This is a genomic window from Amycolatopsis sulphurea (assembly GCF_002564045.1).
GTDB lineage: Bacteria > Actinomycetota > Actinomycetes > Mycobacteriales > Pseudonocardiaceae > Amycolatopsis > Amycolatopsis sulphurea.
The window spans coordinates 2495088-2511370 of the sequence record NZ_PDJK01000002.1 but is presented as its reverse complement, the minus strand read 5'-3'; the positions used below and the strand labels follow the sequence as shown (position 1 = coordinate 2511370).

Below are 16283 nucleotides of genomic sequence, written 5' to 3'. Positions count from 1 at the left end.
GGGCGTTCCGGCTCCGGGCGAGTCGAACGGTCCGGCAGCGGCAGGTGCTCAGGGTGCGTCGGATACGCCGGGCGCGTCAGGTGCTTCGGCCACGTCGGACTCTTCAGGTACTCCAGCCGCATCGGGGGCTCCGGGTGCGTCAGGTGTGCGAAGCACTCCAGCTACGTCAGGCGCTTCGGCCACATCGGGTACGCCGGGCATTTCAGGTAGTCCAGCCACATCGGGGACTCCGGGTCCGTCAGGTACTTCAGCCGCGTCGGACATTCCAGGTGCGTCGGGCACTCCAGCCGAGCCAGGCATCCCATCTGCGCCAGGTACTCCCGCCGCGTCGGCCACTCCAGGTGCGTCGGGCACTCCAGCCGAGCCAGGCATCCCATCTGCGCCAGGTACTCCCGCGGCGTCGAGCTCTCTGGGTGCCTCGGGTGCTCCGGCTGTATCCGGTCCGGGCACGTCGGGCGTTCCGGCCGCTCCGGATGCTTCGGCCGCCGCAGGAAAAGGCAACCCGAGCCCCTCGGACCAGAACGGCCCAGCCCGGAGCACTCCGCCCGAAGGCGATCCAGCACCCCAGGGCGACGGGGATCCAGGCCGGAACGCTCCGGATCAGGGCACTCCGAGCACACCGGATCAGGGCGGTTCAGGCAGTTCGGATGAGGGCAAGGCCGGTCCGATCCTGGCCCGCGGCGCCGCTTCGCCCTCGCTGAACCCGGCAGGTCCCGACAGGACAAGCACAGTCCCAGCAAGCCCCGACCGCACCGGGTCTGGCGCCGCGGGCGCCAAACCCACCGGCTCCAACCCGCCCGGTCCTGCTCCGGCTGATTCCGCTTCAGCTGGTGCTGGCACCGCCCAGCCCACCCCCGATCCCGATCCCGATCCCGGCACCGGCACCGGCACCGGCACCGGCACCGGCCGAACCAACCCCGGCTTCACCGGCACTGACCCAGCCGCCTCCGGCAAGCCCAGCCCCGGTGCCTCCGGTACCCCAGGCACCGGCCCCGCCAGGTCCGTCACCGGCAACTCCGCCACCAGCCAGCCCAACTCCACTCCCGCAGGCACCAACACCACCGGCGAGTCCAGCTCTGCTCGCGCTGGTGCCGGCCCCACAGACTCTGCCGCCTCCGCTGGTGCCGGTCTCACCAGTTCCGGCACGGCGAGCGGCGGCCCCACCGGCGCCAGTCCGGCAAACACCGTCCCCACCGATCCCGGTCCAGGCAACGCCGATGCGAGCCCAACCGGCCCCGGCACTCCAGCCGCAGGCCCGGCCGCCGCGGGCCAGGGCAACCACAGCACCAGTCAAGTCGGTCAGGCAGCAAGCGCGACCGACTCCGGTCCGGCCACGCCTGGTCGGCCGCTGCACGCCTCCGGGTCGACGGGTTCGTTCCCCGCAGTCCCGAGCCCTGCTGCTCCGGGCCACTCCGGTTCATACCCGGCCATCCCGAGTTCCGCCGTGGCCGGCCCGATCCACCCCGGTGCCTCCCCTGCGTACGCTCCCGGCGTGACAAGCCGCCGGGCAAGGGCAACAGGCCCCACGACGGAACTGCCACCCCGCTATGGCCTCCTGTCCGGCGCTGGCGCCGACTCCCTGGAACGCGAACGCGCCGCACTCGAAGACGCCGAGCCGGCCACCTCCGGCACCAGCGTCCAGCCGATCCAACAGGCCGGTCCGCTGCCTGCGCACTGGATCCTGCTGCTCGCGCTCCTGCTCGGCCTCGCCGCCGGTTCGGTGATCGGCCTGCTGACCCTGATCTGACGACCGCGACATCTCGGCCCGGCCACGGCCATTCATTCGGCCCAGCCATGGCCACCGACACCGCCAAAACCGTTGCCACCACACGACGAATCGGTAGCGACGCCCATCAAGTAGCCACACTTCCCAGCCGAGTCCGCGCGTGATCGCGGCATGTCCGTCCGGCCATCCGGCTACTCGTACCGCTCCGGCCGTTTCGTCACGTTTCCGCCGCGAGTCGGAGCCCGCCGGGCGGTCGCGTCCGATATGTCCGGGTGATGCTCGCTGACCTGCGATTCCTTGCCCGATGAAAGCACACAGCGTCACCCTGTACCGTTTTCGGTGTGATTCTCGCGCAGAGCACAGTGACGACCATGTCCCTCCTGCCGTCGTGGCTGGATCCGCAGCACCTGCTGAGCGGGTTGACGGCTCCCGTCATCGCCGTGCTGTGCCTGATCATCTTTATCGAGAGCAGCATCTTCCCGGTGCTGCCGGGGGACTCCCTGCTGTTCACCGCGGGGTTGTTCATTGCGAACGACACGCTCAAAGCTCCACTGTGGCTGGTGTGCGTGCTGGTCACGATCGCCGCACTGGCAGGCAACGTCGGCGGCTACTACCTCGGCTACTTCGTCGGGCCGAAGCTGTTCAACCGGCCCGATTCGAAGATCTTCAAGCAGGAGTACGTGGACAAGACGCACGGATTCCTGGAGAAGCACGGCCCGAAGGCCGTGGTGCTCGCGCGCTTCGTGCCGTTCGTGCGGACCTTCATCACCTGGATCGCCGGGATCGGGCGGATGGACCCGAAGCGCTACTTCACCTACACGGTGCTGGGCGGCATCCTCTGGGCCGCGGGGATCACGGTGCTCGGCGCGGTCCTCGGCAACATCGAGTTCATCCGCAACAACGTCGACGCGATCTTCATCGTGATCGTGCTGGTGTCCGTGGTGCCGATCGCGATCGAGTACCTGCGTGGACGGCGCAGCAAGAACGCGCCGGCCGAGGACGCCGGTGAGGTCACCCAGCAGATCCCGCGGGTGCGCGACTGACCGTCCGCCGGCTCAGTCGGCCATCGAGAACATCGAACCGGGGTTGAACAGGTTCTCCGGGTCGAGAGCCTGCTTGATCTGCCGATGCACCCGGATGCCGACCGGGCCGATTTCCCGGGCGAGCCACTCGCGTTTGATCTTGCCGACGCCGTGTTCACCGGTGACGGTGCCGCCGAGCGACAGACCGACCTCCAGGATTTCGTCGAACGCCTGCTGTGCGCGGGCGAATTCCGCTTCGGAGTCCGGCGAGTAGACGATGGTCGGGTGCATGTTGCCGTCGCCGGCGTGGCCGACCACGGCGATCTTGAGGCCCACCTCTTCGCTGATCCGCTCGCAACCGCGGATCAATTCGGCGATGCGGGTGCGAGGCACGCAGACGTCATCGGTGAGCCAGACACCGTAGGTTTCCAGCGCGGTGAGCACCACGCGCCGGGCCTGCAGCAGCATCCGGCCCTCTTCGAGGTCGTCGGTGGCATACGCGAGGTCGGCACCGCAGTCGGTGCAGATCTGCTCCAGCGCGGCCAGCTCGCGGCGGGCGACCTCGCCGCCCGCGTCGGACTGGCCGAGCAGCAAAGCCTGGCAATCGGAGCCGGCGCCGAGGTCGGTGTTGAGGTAGGTCTCGGCGGCCTTGATAGACGCCGCGTCCATGATCTCCAGCAGCGACGGCACCAGTCCTTCCCGCACCGCCCGCGCGACTGCTTCACCGGCTGCCTCGGTGGTCGCGAAGCCCGCGACGAAGGTGGCCGGCGCCTGCGGAAGCGGCCGCAACGCGACGGTGGCCTGCGTGATCACCCCGAGCGTGCCTTCGCTGCCGATGAAGAGCTTCGTGAGGTCGTAGCCGGCGACTCCTTTCACGGTGCGCCGTCCGGTCTTCAGCAACGACCCGTCGGCGAGCACGACTTCAAGCCCCAGCACGGAATCCGTGGTCACGCCGTACTTGACGCAGCAGAGGCCGCCCGCGTTGGTGGACAAGTTGCCGCCGAGGGTGCACCAGTCGTAGCTCGACGGATCCGGCGGGTAGAACAGCCCGTGCTTCTCGACCGCGGAACGGAAATCGAGGTTGACCACGCCCGGCTGCACGACCGCGAGCCGGTTGCCTGCGTCGACCTCGACGATTTCGTTCAGCTTCGTCAGCACGAGGACCACGCAGTCGTCGACCGCGTTCGCCGCACCGGAGAGCCCACTACCCGCCCCACGCGGCACGATCGGCACCTTCGCCTCCGCGCAAGCACGCACCACCGCCTGCACCCCCGCGGTGTCCGCCGGCAACACCACCGCCAACGGCTTGCCCACGGGCGCGAGCGGCATCATGTCGCGCGCGTACGTACTGGTGACGTCGGCGTCGGTGAGCACTGCACCGGAACCAAGCTGGTCCCGCAACCGCTGGAGGAGGGCATCGTTGCTCATACCCGTCATGGTAGACCGGGAACTCCACAGTGCGGAATGTTTTTTCCGAAGAGCATTCCGCGGTGCGGGCCGAACCCCAGGCCGACTGGAGGCGTCCGGCAAACCCCAGCCACGGCAGCGATGAGGGTCGCGCACCATCTGTTCTACCTCTGGCTGAGGGAGAACGTGTCACCTCCGGTCACTCCGGACCACAGCCGCCTATGCTTGCCCAGACAGGACTCCTTGGGCTGACGGGGTGAACCTGCGCCGCGACCAAGGCACTCCTGCGGCGCTCCGCCTGACTGCGCAGGTCCTTTTCCAGACAGACGCCCGTCGGTCCGAACGTGTGACTCCCTCCCGGGACCGGCTTCCGTTGCCTAGCCACGACTTTCGGACCGGAGTCTGGACCCACAGCCCGAGCCGTAGGTCGTCTCCGGGCTCGTCCGGGCAGTCGGCGCGGTCGTGTGGAACCGTCTTGAATCAGCCGTGCGACACCACCTCCTCCGGATTTCCGGACCTCGGCCGGTTTCGGCGCCGGGTCAGCAGGTAGTACGCCTGCATGGCCGTGTAAATCAGGACCGCGGCGCCGACCCAGGCGCTGATGTGCAGTGCCGCCACGAACGCCTCGCGGGCGCCGCTGAGCATGGCTGCCGCATCGGGTGGCGGCAGGGCGTGCGCGGCTGCGACAGCACCGCCAAGGGTGTCGTGCGCTGTCGCCGGCGCCCCGGCAGGCAGGCCTGACTGGTAGACAGCAGTGGCCAGGCTGCCGAGGAGGGCGGTGCCGAGCGCCGCGCCCAGTTCGTAACCCGCCTCCGAGATCGCCGAGGCAGCGCCCGCCCGGTCCACGGGAGCGGCGGAGATGACCAGGTCGTTGGTGAGCGTCTCGGACAACGCCACCCCTCCGCCGACCAGGACGAACGACACCACCACGGCGGCGATCCCGGCTTGGGTGCCGATCGCGGTGAGGACCAGGAATCCGACCACGCCGAGCACCAAGCCCAGACTGACGAGCACCGGCACCCGCACCCGACGGGCGAGCCGGGCCGCCGCCAGCGAACCGATGATGCCGGCCGCGGTCGCGGGCAGCATCCACAGCGCGGCGACGAGCGGGGACAATCCGAGCACCAGCTGGAGATATTGCGGCAGCAGGAAAAGCAGCCCCACCATCGCGAACACGCCCAGCATGTTGGTGATCACCGCGCCGGCGAACATCCGGTCGGCGAACAGTCCGAGATCGAGCATCGGCGCTGCCAGCCGGCGCTGCCTGCGGACGAACAGCACCCCCAGCGCCAGCCCGGCGAGAATCGCCAGCCCGGCAGTCCAGGAAAACCCCTCGGTGGCGGCGAGTTTCACGCCGTAGACCACCGGCAGCATCGTGCCGAACGAGAGCAGCGCCGACCAGGGATCGAACCGGCCCGGCTTCGGATCACGGAACTCCGGCAGCAGCACCGGTCCGGCGATCAGCAGAACCACCATCACCGGGACGTTGATCAGGAATACCGAGCCCCACCAGAAGTGCTCCAGCAGCCAGCCACCGATGACCGGACCGACCGCCATACCGCCGGAGAACGCCGCACTCCACACGGCCACCGCGGTACGGCGGGCCCGGTCACCGATGAAGATGCTGCGGATCAGGGACAGCGTGGAGGGCATCAGCGTCGCCCCGCCGACCCCCAGCAGCGCCCGCGCCAGGATCAGCATCAACGGCGAGGTCGAGAACGCCGCCAGCACCGAAGCCGCACCGAAGGCCGCCCCGCCCCAGAGCAGCAGCCTGCGCCTGCCGATCCGGTCACCCAGCGTGCCCATGAAAACGAGCAATCCGGCCAGCACGAAGGAGTAGACGTCAACGATCCACAGCTGTTCGGCTCCCGTGGGCGCGAGATCCGCGCTCAGGTAGGGCAGCGCGAAGCCGAGCACTGTCGAATCCACGCTGATCAGCAGCACAGGGAGTACCAGTACGGCCAACGCCAGCCATTGTCCGCGCCTCGCCATGGCGCACTCATCCTTCCTTGCACCGTCCAGACGGTACAGTTTCGATCCCGAGTTGAAGGTAAACCGTCCGGACGGTATAGTCAAGGGCGATGGCCAGACCTTCAGCACGAGACCGCATCCTCGATTCCTACGAGGTTCTCCTGATCGAGCGGGGACCGCTCGAGATCACCCTTGACTCGGTGGCCGCCCACGCCGGGGTGTCCAAGGGTGGGCTGCTCTACCACTTCGGCTCCAAGGACGCCCTGCGCGACGGCCTGCTCGAGCGGCTGGAGCAGCTCACCGAGGAGGATCTCGCGCTCGCCCGCGCAGCGCCGGAAGGCGTGGTGCGCTACTACCTGCGCACTGCGGTCACCGACGTGACGCAAAACCTGCCGGTGCACCGCACGAACATGGCGACCCTCCGGCTGGTGCTGAACGACCCGGTCGCGGCCGAGGTGTCGCTGCGGTGCATGAACTGGTTCCGCGACCTGTTGACGGAGCATGTGGACGATCCGTTGACGGCGGAACTCGTATTACTTGTCGGCGAAGGGCTCTATATGCGCACGGCGCTCAGTGAGGACGGGACGAACTCGCTACTGGGACGGATCGACATCATCGCGAACCGGCTCGATGTGGGTGACCAGAGCGGGGTCGAGCATTGACGAGATTCGTCGGTGGCGGCGTGGGGCGGTGGCGATGCGGGGTAGATGGTGACGTGGGGTAGGTGGCGACGTGGGAGTAGGTGGTAGTGCGGGGTGTACGGGTCCGTGGCGATGCGGATGGAGGGGTTCGAGCGCGGGAACGTTGAATGGGTGATGCGGGTCGTGTCGGAATCGTGGGGCTTGGGCTGCGGCGAGATACGTGGCAGACCCGAAGGAACGACGAGCCGGGACAAACTGCCAAGGATCGCGTGAGACGCGCACATCAGCGGTGTCGGATCGACAGACGCCACCGTCGAATTCCTGAATTTCCTACGAAGCAAGGGAAAAGCCCGGAGGAGGCCCGATCGGTCAAGCGGACGAGGTAGGAGAGTGGTCGCGGTGATGCTTGGACAAGTCGCGATGACCTTGCCTCAACCGCGCGTGCGGACAGTACAAGAGCGTCCGACAGGGGCCAGGATCGTTTGGCGGCAGCGCAAATCCGCCACGGTGACCGCAGGGAGCAAGGCGAACAGCGCAGTCGGCGCCTGGCGGAAATCGTTGCGGGTGAACAACAAAGTCATGAACACCCCGCGAGTCACGCAGGCGGTTCAGGGAAGGCCGAAAGGCGTCTTGCCATCGGGGGCCCGGCACACGACGTCCCTCCGGAATAGCGAGAGGCAGGGCGGCAAAGAACTGGGCGCATTGCTCTCAAGAGCCGACGCGCCCGCCGTCGGCCGTTTCCTCTCCAGAGCCGACCCGTCGGCCGTCGGAGGTTGGGCTGGCATGCGGCGCCGCATTCCCGGTCTGCGGTGCGCTACCGGGAAGCCCCCCGGACCCACGACCTCCTCAGCCGTCTTTCCACGCACTGCCCGGTGCTCGACCACTGGCGGCGGCGCAAGGTCCGCGAAGGCACCACCGGAGCCAAACCGCCGGGCCGCTCCGCCTCGATTACCAGGCGCTCCACCCAGCCGGCGCGGAGAAGCTCGAAACCGACTTCACCGCCGAGCCCGCAACGGTGGCGAAGCTCGGCAAACTCACCTGACTATCCCGTACACCCGGTCGATCTCCACCGTAAGCACCAGCCGCCCGTCCGCCACCATGGCCTGCCGGTACTCGGCCCAGTCCGGATGCTCGCCTGCCAGCGCCCGGTACAGCTCGACGAGCGTGTCCACCGTCGGGTCGTCCGGGGCCGCCGCGACCGGGGTCAGCACAGCCGTGCCCTCCGCCACCGCGTACGACCAGCCGTCCGGGCTGCTCACGTGGTAGCTGACCCGCGGGTCGCGGCGCATGTTCTTCGTCTTCGCCCGCGAGTCCGTGATGGATACCCGCAGGCGGCGGCTCTCCGGATCGAAGTGGTGGCTGACGGTGGACAGCTGCGGGCGGCCGTCGCGCTTGAGGGTCGCGAGGACGCCCCGCCTGCCGGCACCGATCAGGTCGTACAGCGCTGTGTCGTGGGTCATACCCGGTTCAACCCGCCGGAGCCGGATCTGTTCCCGGCAGCAGGCAAGCCGGAGGAATCCGGCAAACCACCCTGCGTAAATGTGCTTGCACGTAACAACTAAAGTGTCCTCTGACACAACCACGCGTTCCACGCTTGCAGAATTTGCCGAACGGGCACACCCTTGCCCTAGGCAACTAGTTGCAGCCGCCAAGCAACGGTTCGTTCCACCGGCAGAAAGATCCGCCCATGGCACCGAACAGCTCCGCCGTCCGGCCCAAGGCCGAACTCGACCTCGCCGACCAGCTCAGCAACGAGCTGGTCCGATTCGTGCGGTTGATCACCAAGGCGAAGGCGCAGGTCGCCAAGCAGGGTCCGGACGGCATCGAGCGGGCCGCGTACGCGATCCTCTTCTGCCTCATCCACGAGGGGCCGCAACGCACCAGCAAGCTGGCCGAATTCCTGCATTCGGAGATCTCCACGATCAGCAGGCAGTCGAGCTCACTGGTGCAGCACGGACTGGTCGAGCGGCAGGCGGACCCGGAGGACGGCCGCGCCTGCCTGCTCGCCCCGACCGCCGAGGGCCTGCGGGTCTTCGACGAGAACCGCAAGCAACGCAACCTGTGGCTGGCCGACGTGCTCGGCGACTGGGCGCAGGAGGAACGCGAGACGCTCCGGAACCTGTTCGAGCGGCTCAACACCGGGATCGAGAACAACTTTCCACCGCAGTCCGACACCCCCGGGGTGTCTTCGGCCAAGGGGGCCTAAGAACCACATGACGTCCACCGTCGAGAAACAATCTCAGCCGCAGGGGAGAGCTCCGGCCGAGGACAGCGACACACCGCGGCTGACCCACCGCCAGATCATCACCATCATCAGCGGCCTGATGTGCGGCATGTTCCTCGCCGCGCTCGACCAGACGATCGTGGGTACCTCGATCGTCCGGATCGCCAACGACCTGCACGGCTTCGACCTGCAGGCGTGGGCCACGACCGCGTACCTGATCACCTCAACGATCGCCACGCCGATCTACGGCAAGCTCTCCGACATCTACGGCCGCAAGCCGTTCTACCTCGCCGCCATCGGCATCTTCGTGGCCGGTTCGCTCGCCTCCAGCTTCGCCACCTCGATGTACGAGCTGGCCGCCTTCCGCGCGGTGCAGGGGCTCGGCGCCGGTGGCCTGATGTCGCTGGCGATGACCATCATCGGCGACGTCGTGCCGCCGCGGGAACGCCCGCGCTACCAGGGTTACTTCCTGGCCGTGTTCGGCATCTCGACGGTGCTCGGCCCGGTGCTCGGCGGGTTCTTCGCCGGGTTCGACGTCCTGGGCGGCCTGCACGGCTGGCGCTGGGTCTTCCTGATCAACGTGCCGATCGGCATCATCGCGCTGTTCGTCGTCGCGAAGGTGCTGAACGTCCCGCACCAGCGCCACGATCACAAGATCGACTGGTGGGGCGCGCTCACCATGGTGGTCGCCGTGGTGCCGTTCCTGATCGTCGCCGAACAGGGCCAGAAGTGGGGCTGGGGCGACGTCAAGTCCATCTGGATGTACGCCATCGGCGGCGTCGGCGTCGTGTTGTTCATCGTGGTCGAGAAGCTGATGCGGGACGCCGCGCTGATCCCGTTGCGGTTGTTCAAGAACTCCACCTTCACCGTGGCCATCATCGGCGGTGTGATCGTGGGTGTGGCGATGTTCGGCGCGATCACCATGATCCCGCAGTACATGCAGGTGGTGCAGGGGTACACGCCGACCCAGTCGGGGCTGTTGATGCTGCCGCTGATGGCGGGCATCATGTCCAGCTCGATCATCTCCGGCCGGATCACCTCGAGGACCGGGCGCTACAAGATCTTCCCGGTGCTCGGCACGATCCTGATCGCCGCCGGTGCGCTCTTCTTCGCGCAGCTCGAGTACGACTCACCGCTGTGGCACCCGCTGGTCGCCGCGCTGATCATCGGCCTCGGTCTCGGCCAGTGCATGCAGACGCTGATCATCGCGGTGCAGAACGCCGGCCCACGCAAGGACATGGGCGTGTCCACCGCTTCGGCCACGTTCTTCCGGCAGATCGGTGGTACCGCGGGCGTCGCGGTGTTCCTGACGATTCTGTTCAACGTACTGCCGGGCAACATCACCAAGGCATTCGGCGGGCACCTGCCACCCGGCACCGCCGCACAGGTGGGTGACCTGCAGAGCAACACCGGGATCATCCAGTCGCTGCCGGCGGCGGTGAAGACACCGGTCCTGATCGGCTTCACCGAGTCGATCACCACGGTGTTCTACGTGGCCGGCGGAGTGGCCCTGCTCGGCACCCTCGTACTGCTGTTCATGAAGGAGATCCCGCTGGCCGGCATGAACCCGGCAGCGGCCGCGGTCGAGGGCGGCGAAGCGCTGCTGGACCTCGACGAGGACAAGGCACCGGCGGCGATCGCCGAGCCGGCCGCGGAGAAGCCCGGATCGCTGTTCGAAGAAACGCCGCGGGAACCGGTTCTCGTCGGCTCCGCGGCCAACCCCGGAGGGAGGCACGCCTTGGCCAACGGCCATGGTGACCCGCAAGCAGTGTCCGGCGCTCTGCCGATGCCGATCAGCAATTCGGCGGGCGGCGAGGCCGGCAGCGTTCCGGTCACCGGGCATGTGCGCCGCCAGGACGGCAGCCACGTGAGCGGGGCCGCGCTGACGCTGATCGACCAGCAGGGCCGACAGGTCGCGCGGGCGGTCGGCAACGGCGACGGCAGCTACTCGATCCCGGCCCAGGGACCGGGCACCTACGTGTTGATCGTGGCCGCGCATGGGCACCAGCCGCAGGCCTCCAGCGTGGTGGTCGGTGGCGGGCCGGCGAAGCTGGACGTCACGCTCACCGGCTCGGGCGAGCTGACCGGGGTGGTCCGCTCGGTCGGTTCCGCAACGCCGCTGGCGAACGCCACGGTGACGCTGACCGACTCGCGCGGCGAGGTGAACGGCGCGTTCATCACCGCCGACGACGGCATCTACACCTTCACCGGGGTCGGTGCCGGGCAGTACACGCTGGTCGCCAGCGGCCCGCAGTACCGTCCGGTCGCGGTCACGCTGACCGTGCCCGACAGCGGAGTGCTGCGTCACGACGTCGAGCTGGCCGGGGCGGTGCTGTTGCAGGGCGTCGCCCGCACCGAGGGCGATCGGGTCGTGCCGGACGCACGGATCACCGTGCTGGACGCGAACGGCAATGTCTCGGCGGTGGCCCGCACGGACAGTGAGGGCCGGTACGTGGTGAGCGATCTGCCGATCGGGTCCTACACCGTGGTGGCGAGCGGTTACCCGCCCGCGACCAGCCAGGTGACCCTCGGCGACGGTGAGGCCGAGCACGACGTGCAGCTGAGCTACGACCAGGCGCTCGACGACCTGGTGGACCGCGCATGAGTGGCGGGCTGCGGGCACAGCTGCGCTCGAGCGGCGGCTGGCCGGTCGAGAACGCCGTGCTCACGGTCACCGACCTGAACGGCCGCCAGGTCGCGCGGGAAGCCACCGACGCGAAGGGGGCAGTGCACACCGACGCGCTGCCCCCGGGGATGTACACCGCGGTGATCACCGCACCGGGGTTCACGCCGCTGGCCCGCACCGTGCAGATCGGCTCGGACGGCGCCGGCCTCCTCGGCGACATCTCGCTCGCCCCCGTCGCCGAGGCGGTCGAGCTGCCACCGGCGGGGCCGTGGACGATCGACCCGATGCATTCCTCCGTGGTGGCCACCGCCCGGCACATGGGCATCGCCAGCATCAAGGTCCGGTTCCCGGACGTCGGCGGGCGGATCGACGTCGCGCGCCCGGTGGAGCGCTCCAGCGTCCGCGCGGAAATCAAGGCGGGCAGCATCGAGAGCGGTATCCGGATGCGCGACGATCACCTGCGCTCGGCCGATTTCCTGGACGTGGAGGCATATCCGCTGATCACGTTCGAGAGCACCGGGCTTTCCCGGCGCGGCACCGACCGGTGGGCGCTGGGCGGGGTGCTGACCCTGCACGGCGAGGAGCGGGACGTGGAACTCGACCTGCGCTACACCGGGCACGGCCCGGACCCGTGGGGTGGGGTGCGTGCCGCTTTCCATGCCGAAACGCAATTGCACCGCAATGATTTCGCAATCAACTACAGCGCGATGGTGCGCGCGGGCGTGGCCGCGATCGGCACCACCGTCAGGGTGGAGCTGGACATCGAGGCCGTACAAGGCGAATCGCTGCCGCAGCTGTAGCAGGACGCACCGAACGGGCCGCCCGGGAACCATTCCGGGCGGCCCGTTCGTTTGTCCCGGGTGAACAGGTAGTTCACCGCTGGAATACCGAAAGTCACCGAAAGGGCGGGAATTCGATGGTTGTGTCGTTCACCCCGATTCCGGGCACGTAGGCTCCTCGCGTGAATGTCGTGAGCGTCGAGGCCGCGGGCACCGGGCTGAGCTGGCTGGACACGGCCGGGCCGTTGCTCGTCTGGGTGATCGTGCTGAGCTTCGTGTTCGTCGAATGCGCGCTCATCATCGGGCTGTTCCTGCCCGGCGATTCACTGCTGTTCGGGGCGGGAGTGGTGCTCGCCCAGCACAACTCGGCCCTCAACGCCTGGCTGTTGTCCGCGGCCGCGCTGGTCGTCGCGGTGCTCGGCAACCAGGTCGGCTACTACATCGGCCGCGGTACCGGCACGCGGCTCATCGCCCGCCGCGGCGGGCGCATGCTCAACCGGGCGAATCTCGAACGCGCGCAAGAGTTTCTCGACCGCAGGGGATTCTTCGCGATCGTGGCGGCGCGCTGGATCCCGTGGATCCGCACGCTCGCGCCGCTCGTCGCGGGCGCCGCGCGGATGGACTCGCGGCGATTCATGCTCGCCACGGCCATCGGCGGCCTGCTCTGGGTGCCCACGCTGGTGTTGCTCGGCTACTACGGCGCCGGGCTGCTCGACGCGATCCCGTGGGTCAAGGCGGCCGCGCTGTGGGTGAGCGTGGCGTTCTTCGTGTTCGGCACGGCGTACGGAGTGCTGCGCTACCGGCAGGAAATGCGCCGTCCGGTCGAGGAAACCGATGACGCGCACGCCTGATCGGGACTGCGCCAAAACTGCGAAGGGTCCCTTCACCGCTCGTCGACCAGGGTGTCGGCAAAGTCGATGTGGAGGTCCGTGAAGGGCCCCTTCACGGACCCGAAACCGGTCCGGCGCACGCCACGAGGTGGTCGCACACACCTCCGCAACGCCCACTGCCGGGTCCCCGACCAACTTTCCCGGAACCCTGGCTCGTCGACCCGGCAAACGCCTGAGTCAGGAGTCCGGGTCGGACCAGATCTCCAGCTGGATGCCGTCCGGATCGCGGAAGACGATCACCCAGGATCCTTCGAACGTGCGCGACTCGGCGGGCGGGGTGTAGGCCACGCCGAATTCGGCCAGCCGCGCCTCCCATTCGGCCAGCTCGGCCCGCGACGAGACGCAGAACGCGACGTGATCAAGGCCGGTGCGGCGTTCGTCGAAGGCCCGGCGCCCGGTGTCGGGATGCTGGACCAGCACCACGGAGAACCCTTCGCCCGCCGAGCGCAGCACCACCTTGGTCAGCCCGGTCTCGGGGTATTCGCGCCGGTGGCTCTCTTCGAGATCGAGTACCCGGACGTACCACGGCACACTGCGGTCCACATCGGTCACGGTGAGCGCCAGATGGTGCACAGACGTGAGCTTGGGCATGACTTTCGCGGCCGTCCTTTCGCATCCCCTCCCCGTCGGGCGCACCAAGGGTGACACAGGCCGGCTTACACGACCGGGGAGGTGACGACATCCACCACGAATCGTGATAACCCCGTCTCCCCGGCCGGGAATCAGCGGCCGCCGCCGACCTCCAGCACGGCACCGACGGTGTAGGACGCCGCGGGCGAGAGCAGCCACAGCACCGCCTCGGCGATTTCCGCCGGCTGTCCTGGGCGGCGCAGCGGAATGGACGGCGCGGTCCGGGCGATCCGGTCCGGCAGCCCGGCCGCCTCGTGCAATCCCGTCTCGACCAGGCCCGGAGCGACCACGTTGACCCGCACACCCTCGTCGGCGACCTCCTGTGCGAGGCCGAAGCTGAGCGTGTTGACCGCGGCTTTCGACGCCGCGTAGTGCACCCATTCACCGGCCGAGCCGGTGCGCGCGGCCGTCGACGACACGTTGACGATCGCGCCGCCCGCACCGCCGTGCTTGATCGACATCCGCCGGACCGCCTCCCTGCAGCACAGGAAAACCCCGCCGACATTGACCTCCAGCACCCGGCGCACGGTATCGGCGTGCTGCTCGTCGAGCCGCCCAGGGGTGTTGCCCGTGATCGCCGCGTTGTTCACTACGCCGACCAGCGGACCGAGCGCTTCCGCGGCCGTGAACAGGGCGCTGACCTGCTGTTCGTCGGCAACATCCGCGCGCACCGCGAGGCCCGGCCTGCCGTGCGCGCGGACCCGTTCGGCGACGGCCTCGGCCGGGGCCGGATCGCCGGAGTAGTTCACCACGACGGCGTACCCGCGTTCGGCGGCCAGCTCGCAGATCTTCGCGCCGATCCCGCCGCTACCACCGGTCACCACGAGCACGCCGGGCGACACCTCGCCACCTGTCCGGGTCACAGCACGAAGTTTCGCAGGGGCAGGTTCTCCAGCACCAGGTCGGCACGGTCGGCCGTGTTCGCGATGAGATCGGCGTTGCGCTGGTCGGAGCCCAGCGCGCGCCGACGGGACTCGACCAGTGACCGGCCGTAACGGCGGTGCCGGGAAACAAGCCGTTCGATCCGCTCCGGCTCGTCCGGCGCCAGGTACCAGGCCTCGGTGAGGTACTGCCGCACGCCGCTCCACGGATCGTCCGGCAGCAGCAGGTAGTTGCCCTCGGTGATGACCAGCTGGACCTCCGGCGCGACCCGGACCGCGCCGGCGATCGGCTCCTCGATCTCCCGGCGGAACTCCGGCGCGTAGACGGTCTCCTTACCCTCCGCGAGTCGCCGGACGAGCTGCACGTACCCCGCCGCGTCGAAGGTGTCCGGCGCGCCCTTGCGCTCGATCCGGCCGAGCCGCCGCAGTTCCACCTGCGCCAGGTGGAACCCGTCCATGCCGACCACCGCGGCCCGTGAACCGAGCGCGTTCGCCAGCGCCCAGGCCAGCGTGGTCTTGCCGGACGCCGGTGCGCCGATGATGCCGAGCACGTGCCGCTCGCGTGGTTTGGCCAGCCCCTCGGCCCGCATCAGCAGGTGGTCGAAAGCCGTCATTGTTCTCCCTCTTCCGCATTTTTCGCGGTCCGCGACCCGGCCGCGCCAGTCCAGGACCGCGGACCGATATGCCGTACTCGTTCCGCAGCCACCGCGTTCGCCTCCCGGATCCAGCCGGGTACCGAACGCCCGAGCGTCGCCACGGCGTGCGCCAGCGCGCCGTGCCATACGTCGCCGGCCCCCAGCGTGTCCCGGGCTTCGGCCTTCGGCACGGCGACCTGTCCCGAATCTTCCTTGGTGCGCCAGCACACCGGGTCCGGCCCTGCGGTCGTGATCACTACCGGTATCCCGCGTTCGGACAGCGTCGGGCCGGGCGCGGAGAAACGCTGCGCGCACGCGGCCACGTCGACCAGTGGCAGCAGCTCGTCCAGCACGGGTTTCCAGCTGCCCGCGTCCAGGACCACCGGAATGTCACGGCGGCGCGCCTCGCGGGCGACGGCCAGCGCCAGCTCCGGGTGGTGCCCGTCCAGCAGCACAGCGCCCACGTCGTCGAACAACCCGGGTTGCGTGGGAAGGAACAGGGGTTCGTCGGTTGCAGCGTTACGAGAAACGACCGTGCGCTCCCCGTCGCCGTCTCTGACGACGACAGCGCTCACGGGCGGCGGCTCGGTCTTGCCTGGGGCCAGGTCGACCAAATCGACCCCGTACGCTGAGAGGTCGGCGTACGCGAGTGCGGCCAGCGGGTGGGCACCAAGCGCGGTCAGCAGGGTCGCCCCGGTACCGAGCGCGGCCACAGTCACCGCGGCGTTCGTCGCCGGCCCACCGGCCGCGACGTCCACTCGCAACGACTGCACCTTCTCGCCCGGCTCCGGGAAAGCGGCGACGCGCTGAACCACGTCGACGGTGCACAAGCCCGCCAGCAGCACCCGCAC

General features: G+C 68.9%; 15 protein-coding genes. 7 read left to right on the top strand and 8 right to left on the bottom strand.

What is annotated here, in order from left to right:
• Nucleotides 1-161 precede the first annotated feature (161 nt).
• The gene (locus ATK36_RS32905; protein ID WP_098512590.1) at nt 162-377 is read right to left on the bottom strand and encodes a hypothetical protein; all 216 of its coding nucleotides are present in this window, start codon (nt 375-377) and stop codon (nt 162-164) included.
• 1115 nt (nt 378-1492) lie between these two features.
• Here ATK36_RS32905 and ATK36_RS17830 point away from each other — a divergent pair.
• Nucleotides 1493-1747 (top strand): hypothetical protein, encoded by a 255-nt coding sequence (locus ATK36_RS17830; protein WP_141544478.1) that lies wholly within the window; start codon nt 1493-1495, stop codon nt 1745-1747.
• Nucleotides 1748-2067: 320 nt separating this feature from the next.
• Complete coding sequence (locus ATK36_RS17825; RefSeq protein WP_098512588.1) at nt 2068-2769, top strand: DedA family protein; 702 nt, start codon at nt 2068-2070, stop codon at nt 2767-2769.
• 12 nt (nt 2770-2781) lie between these two features.
• Here ATK36_RS17825 and ATK36_RS17820 read toward each other — a convergent pair whose 3' ends face one another.
• Entirely contained in the window at nt 2782-4176 is a 1395-nt protein-coding gene (locus tag ATK36_RS17820; protein WP_098512587.1) for an FAD-binding oxidoreductase, read from the bottom strand.
• Between the two features lie 459 nt (nt 4177-4635).
• Nucleotides 4636-6147 carry an MFS transporter gene (locus ATK36_RS17815; RefSeq protein ID WP_098512586.1) on the bottom strand — a complete coding sequence of 504 codons (1512 nt, stop codon included), beginning with the start codon at nt 6145-6147 and terminating at the stop codon, nt 4636-4638.
• A gap of 89 nt (nt 6148-6236) precedes the next feature.
• Between ATK36_RS17815 and ATK36_RS17810 the strand changes: the two genes are divergently transcribed.
• Complete coding sequence (locus ATK36_RS17810; RefSeq protein WP_098512585.1) at nt 6237-6788, top strand: TetR/AcrR family transcriptional regulator; 552 nt, start codon at nt 6237-6239, stop codon at nt 6786-6788.
• Nucleotides 6789-7801: 1013 nt separating this feature from the next.
• On the opposite strand, the gene ATK36_RS17805 is transcribed toward ATK36_RS17810, so the two are convergent.
• Nucleotides 7802-8227, bottom strand: coding sequence for a PPOX class F420-dependent oxidoreductase (locus ATK36_RS17805; protein ID WP_098512584.1), 426 nt, complete (start codon nt 8225-8227; stop codon nt 7802-7804).
• A gap of 227 nt (nt 8228-8454) precedes the next feature.
• On the opposite strand from ATK36_RS17805, the gene ATK36_RS17800 reads away from it, so the two are divergent.
• The 4 genes from ATK36_RS17800 to ATK36_RS17785 all read left to right on the top strand — a co-directional run bounded on the left by ATK36_RS17800 (nt 8455) and on the right by ATK36_RS17785 (nt 13247).
• Nucleotides 8455-8973, top strand: a complete 519-nt coding sequence (locus ATK36_RS17800; RefSeq protein WP_098512583.1) for a MarR family winged helix-turn-helix transcriptional regulator — start codon at nt 8455-8457, stop codon at nt 8971-8973.
• 7 nt (nt 8974-8980) lie between these two features.
• Entirely contained in the window at nt 8981-11596 is a 2616-nt protein-coding gene (locus ATK36_RS17795) for an MFS transporter (protein ID WP_098512582.1), read from the top strand.
• Nucleotides 11593-12417 (top strand): YceI family protein, encoded by an 825-nt coding sequence (locus ATK36_RS17790; protein WP_098512581.1) that lies wholly within the window; start codon nt 11593-11595, stop codon nt 12415-12417. Before ATK36_RS17795 ends, ATK36_RS17790 begins: the two co-directional genes overlap by 4 nt.
• A 161-nt stretch (nt 12418-12578) precedes the next feature.
• A complete protein-coding gene (locus ATK36_RS17785; RefSeq protein ID WP_098512580.1) occupies nt 12579-13247 on the top strand; it encodes a DedA family protein in 669 nt (222 codons plus the stop codon).
• 216 nt (nt 13248-13463) lie between these two features.
• On the opposite strand, the gene ATK36_RS17780 is transcribed toward ATK36_RS17785, so the two are convergent.
• From ATK36_RS17780 to ATK36_RS17765, 4 genes are all read right to left on the bottom strand, one after another.
• Nucleotides 13464-13877 carry a VOC family protein gene (locus ATK36_RS17780; RefSeq protein ID WP_098512579.1) on the bottom strand — a complete coding sequence of 138 codons (414 nt, stop codon included), beginning with the start codon at nt 13875-13877 and terminating at the stop codon, nt 13464-13466.
• Nucleotides 13878-14008: 131 nt separating this feature from the next.
• Complete coding sequence (locus tag ATK36_RS17775) at nt 14009-14779, bottom strand: SDR family oxidoreductase (RefSeq protein ID WP_245914869.1); 771 nt, start codon at nt 14777-14779, stop codon at nt 14009-14011.
• A complete protein-coding gene (locus ATK36_RS17770) occupies nt 14776-15411 on the bottom strand; it encodes a nucleoside/nucleotide kinase family protein (RefSeq protein WP_098512578.1) in 636 nt (211 codons plus the stop codon). The genes ATK36_RS17775 and ATK36_RS17770 overlap by 4 nt, the downstream gene beginning before the upstream one ends.
• Nucleotides 15408-16277: a PfkB family carbohydrate kinase gene (locus tag ATK36_RS17765; RefSeq protein WP_098514965.1), complete on the bottom strand. Its 870-nt coding sequence runs from the start codon at nt 16275-16277 to the stop codon at nt 15408-15410. Before ATK36_RS17765 ends, ATK36_RS17770 begins: the two co-directional genes overlap by 4 nt.
• Nucleotides 16278-16283 lie beyond the last annotated feature (6 nt).

Excerpts from the sequence above, each read along its gene's own strand:
- ATK36_RS17805 (WP_098512584.1), bottom strand. The coding sequence starts at position 8,227 with ATGACCCACGACACAGCGCTGTACGACCTGATCGGTGCCGGCAGGCGG.
- ATK36_RS17815 (WP_098512586.1), bottom strand. The coding sequence starts at position 6,147 with ATGGCGAGGCGCGGACAATGGCTGGCGTTGGCCGTACTGGTACTCCCT.
- ATK36_RS17800 (WP_098512583.1), top strand. The coding sequence starts at position 8,455 with ATGGCACCGAACAGCTCCGCCGTCCGGCCCAAGGCCGAACTCGACCTC.
- ATK36_RS17790 (WP_098512581.1), top strand. The coding sequence starts at position 11,593 with ATGAGTGGCGGGCTGCGGGCACAGCTGCGCTCGAGCGGCGGCTGGCCG.
- ATK36_RS17810 (WP_098512585.1), top strand. The coding sequence starts at position 6,237 with ATGGCCAGACCTTCAGCACGAGACCGCATCCTCGATTCCTACGAGGTT.
- ATK36_RS32905 (WP_098512590.1), bottom strand. The coding sequence starts at position 377 with ATGGGATGCCTGGCTCGGCTGGAGTGCCCGACGCACCTGGAGTGGCCG.
- ATK36_RS17820 (WP_098512587.1), bottom strand. The coding sequence starts at position 4,176 with ATGAGCAACGATGCCCTCCTCCAGCGGTTGCGGGACCAGCTTGGTTCC.
- ATK36_RS17770 (WP_098512578.1), bottom strand. The coding sequence starts at position 15,411 with ATGACGGCTTTCGACCACCTGCTGATGCGGGCCGAGGGGCTGGCCAAA.
- ATK36_RS17780 (WP_098512579.1), bottom strand. The coding sequence starts at position 13,877 with ATGCCCAAGCTCACGTCTGTGCACCATCTGGCGCTCACCGTGACCGAT.
- ATK36_RS17795 (WP_098512582.1), top strand. The coding sequence starts at position 8,981 with ATGACGTCCACCGTCGAGAAACAATCTCAGCCGCAGGGGAGAGCTCCG.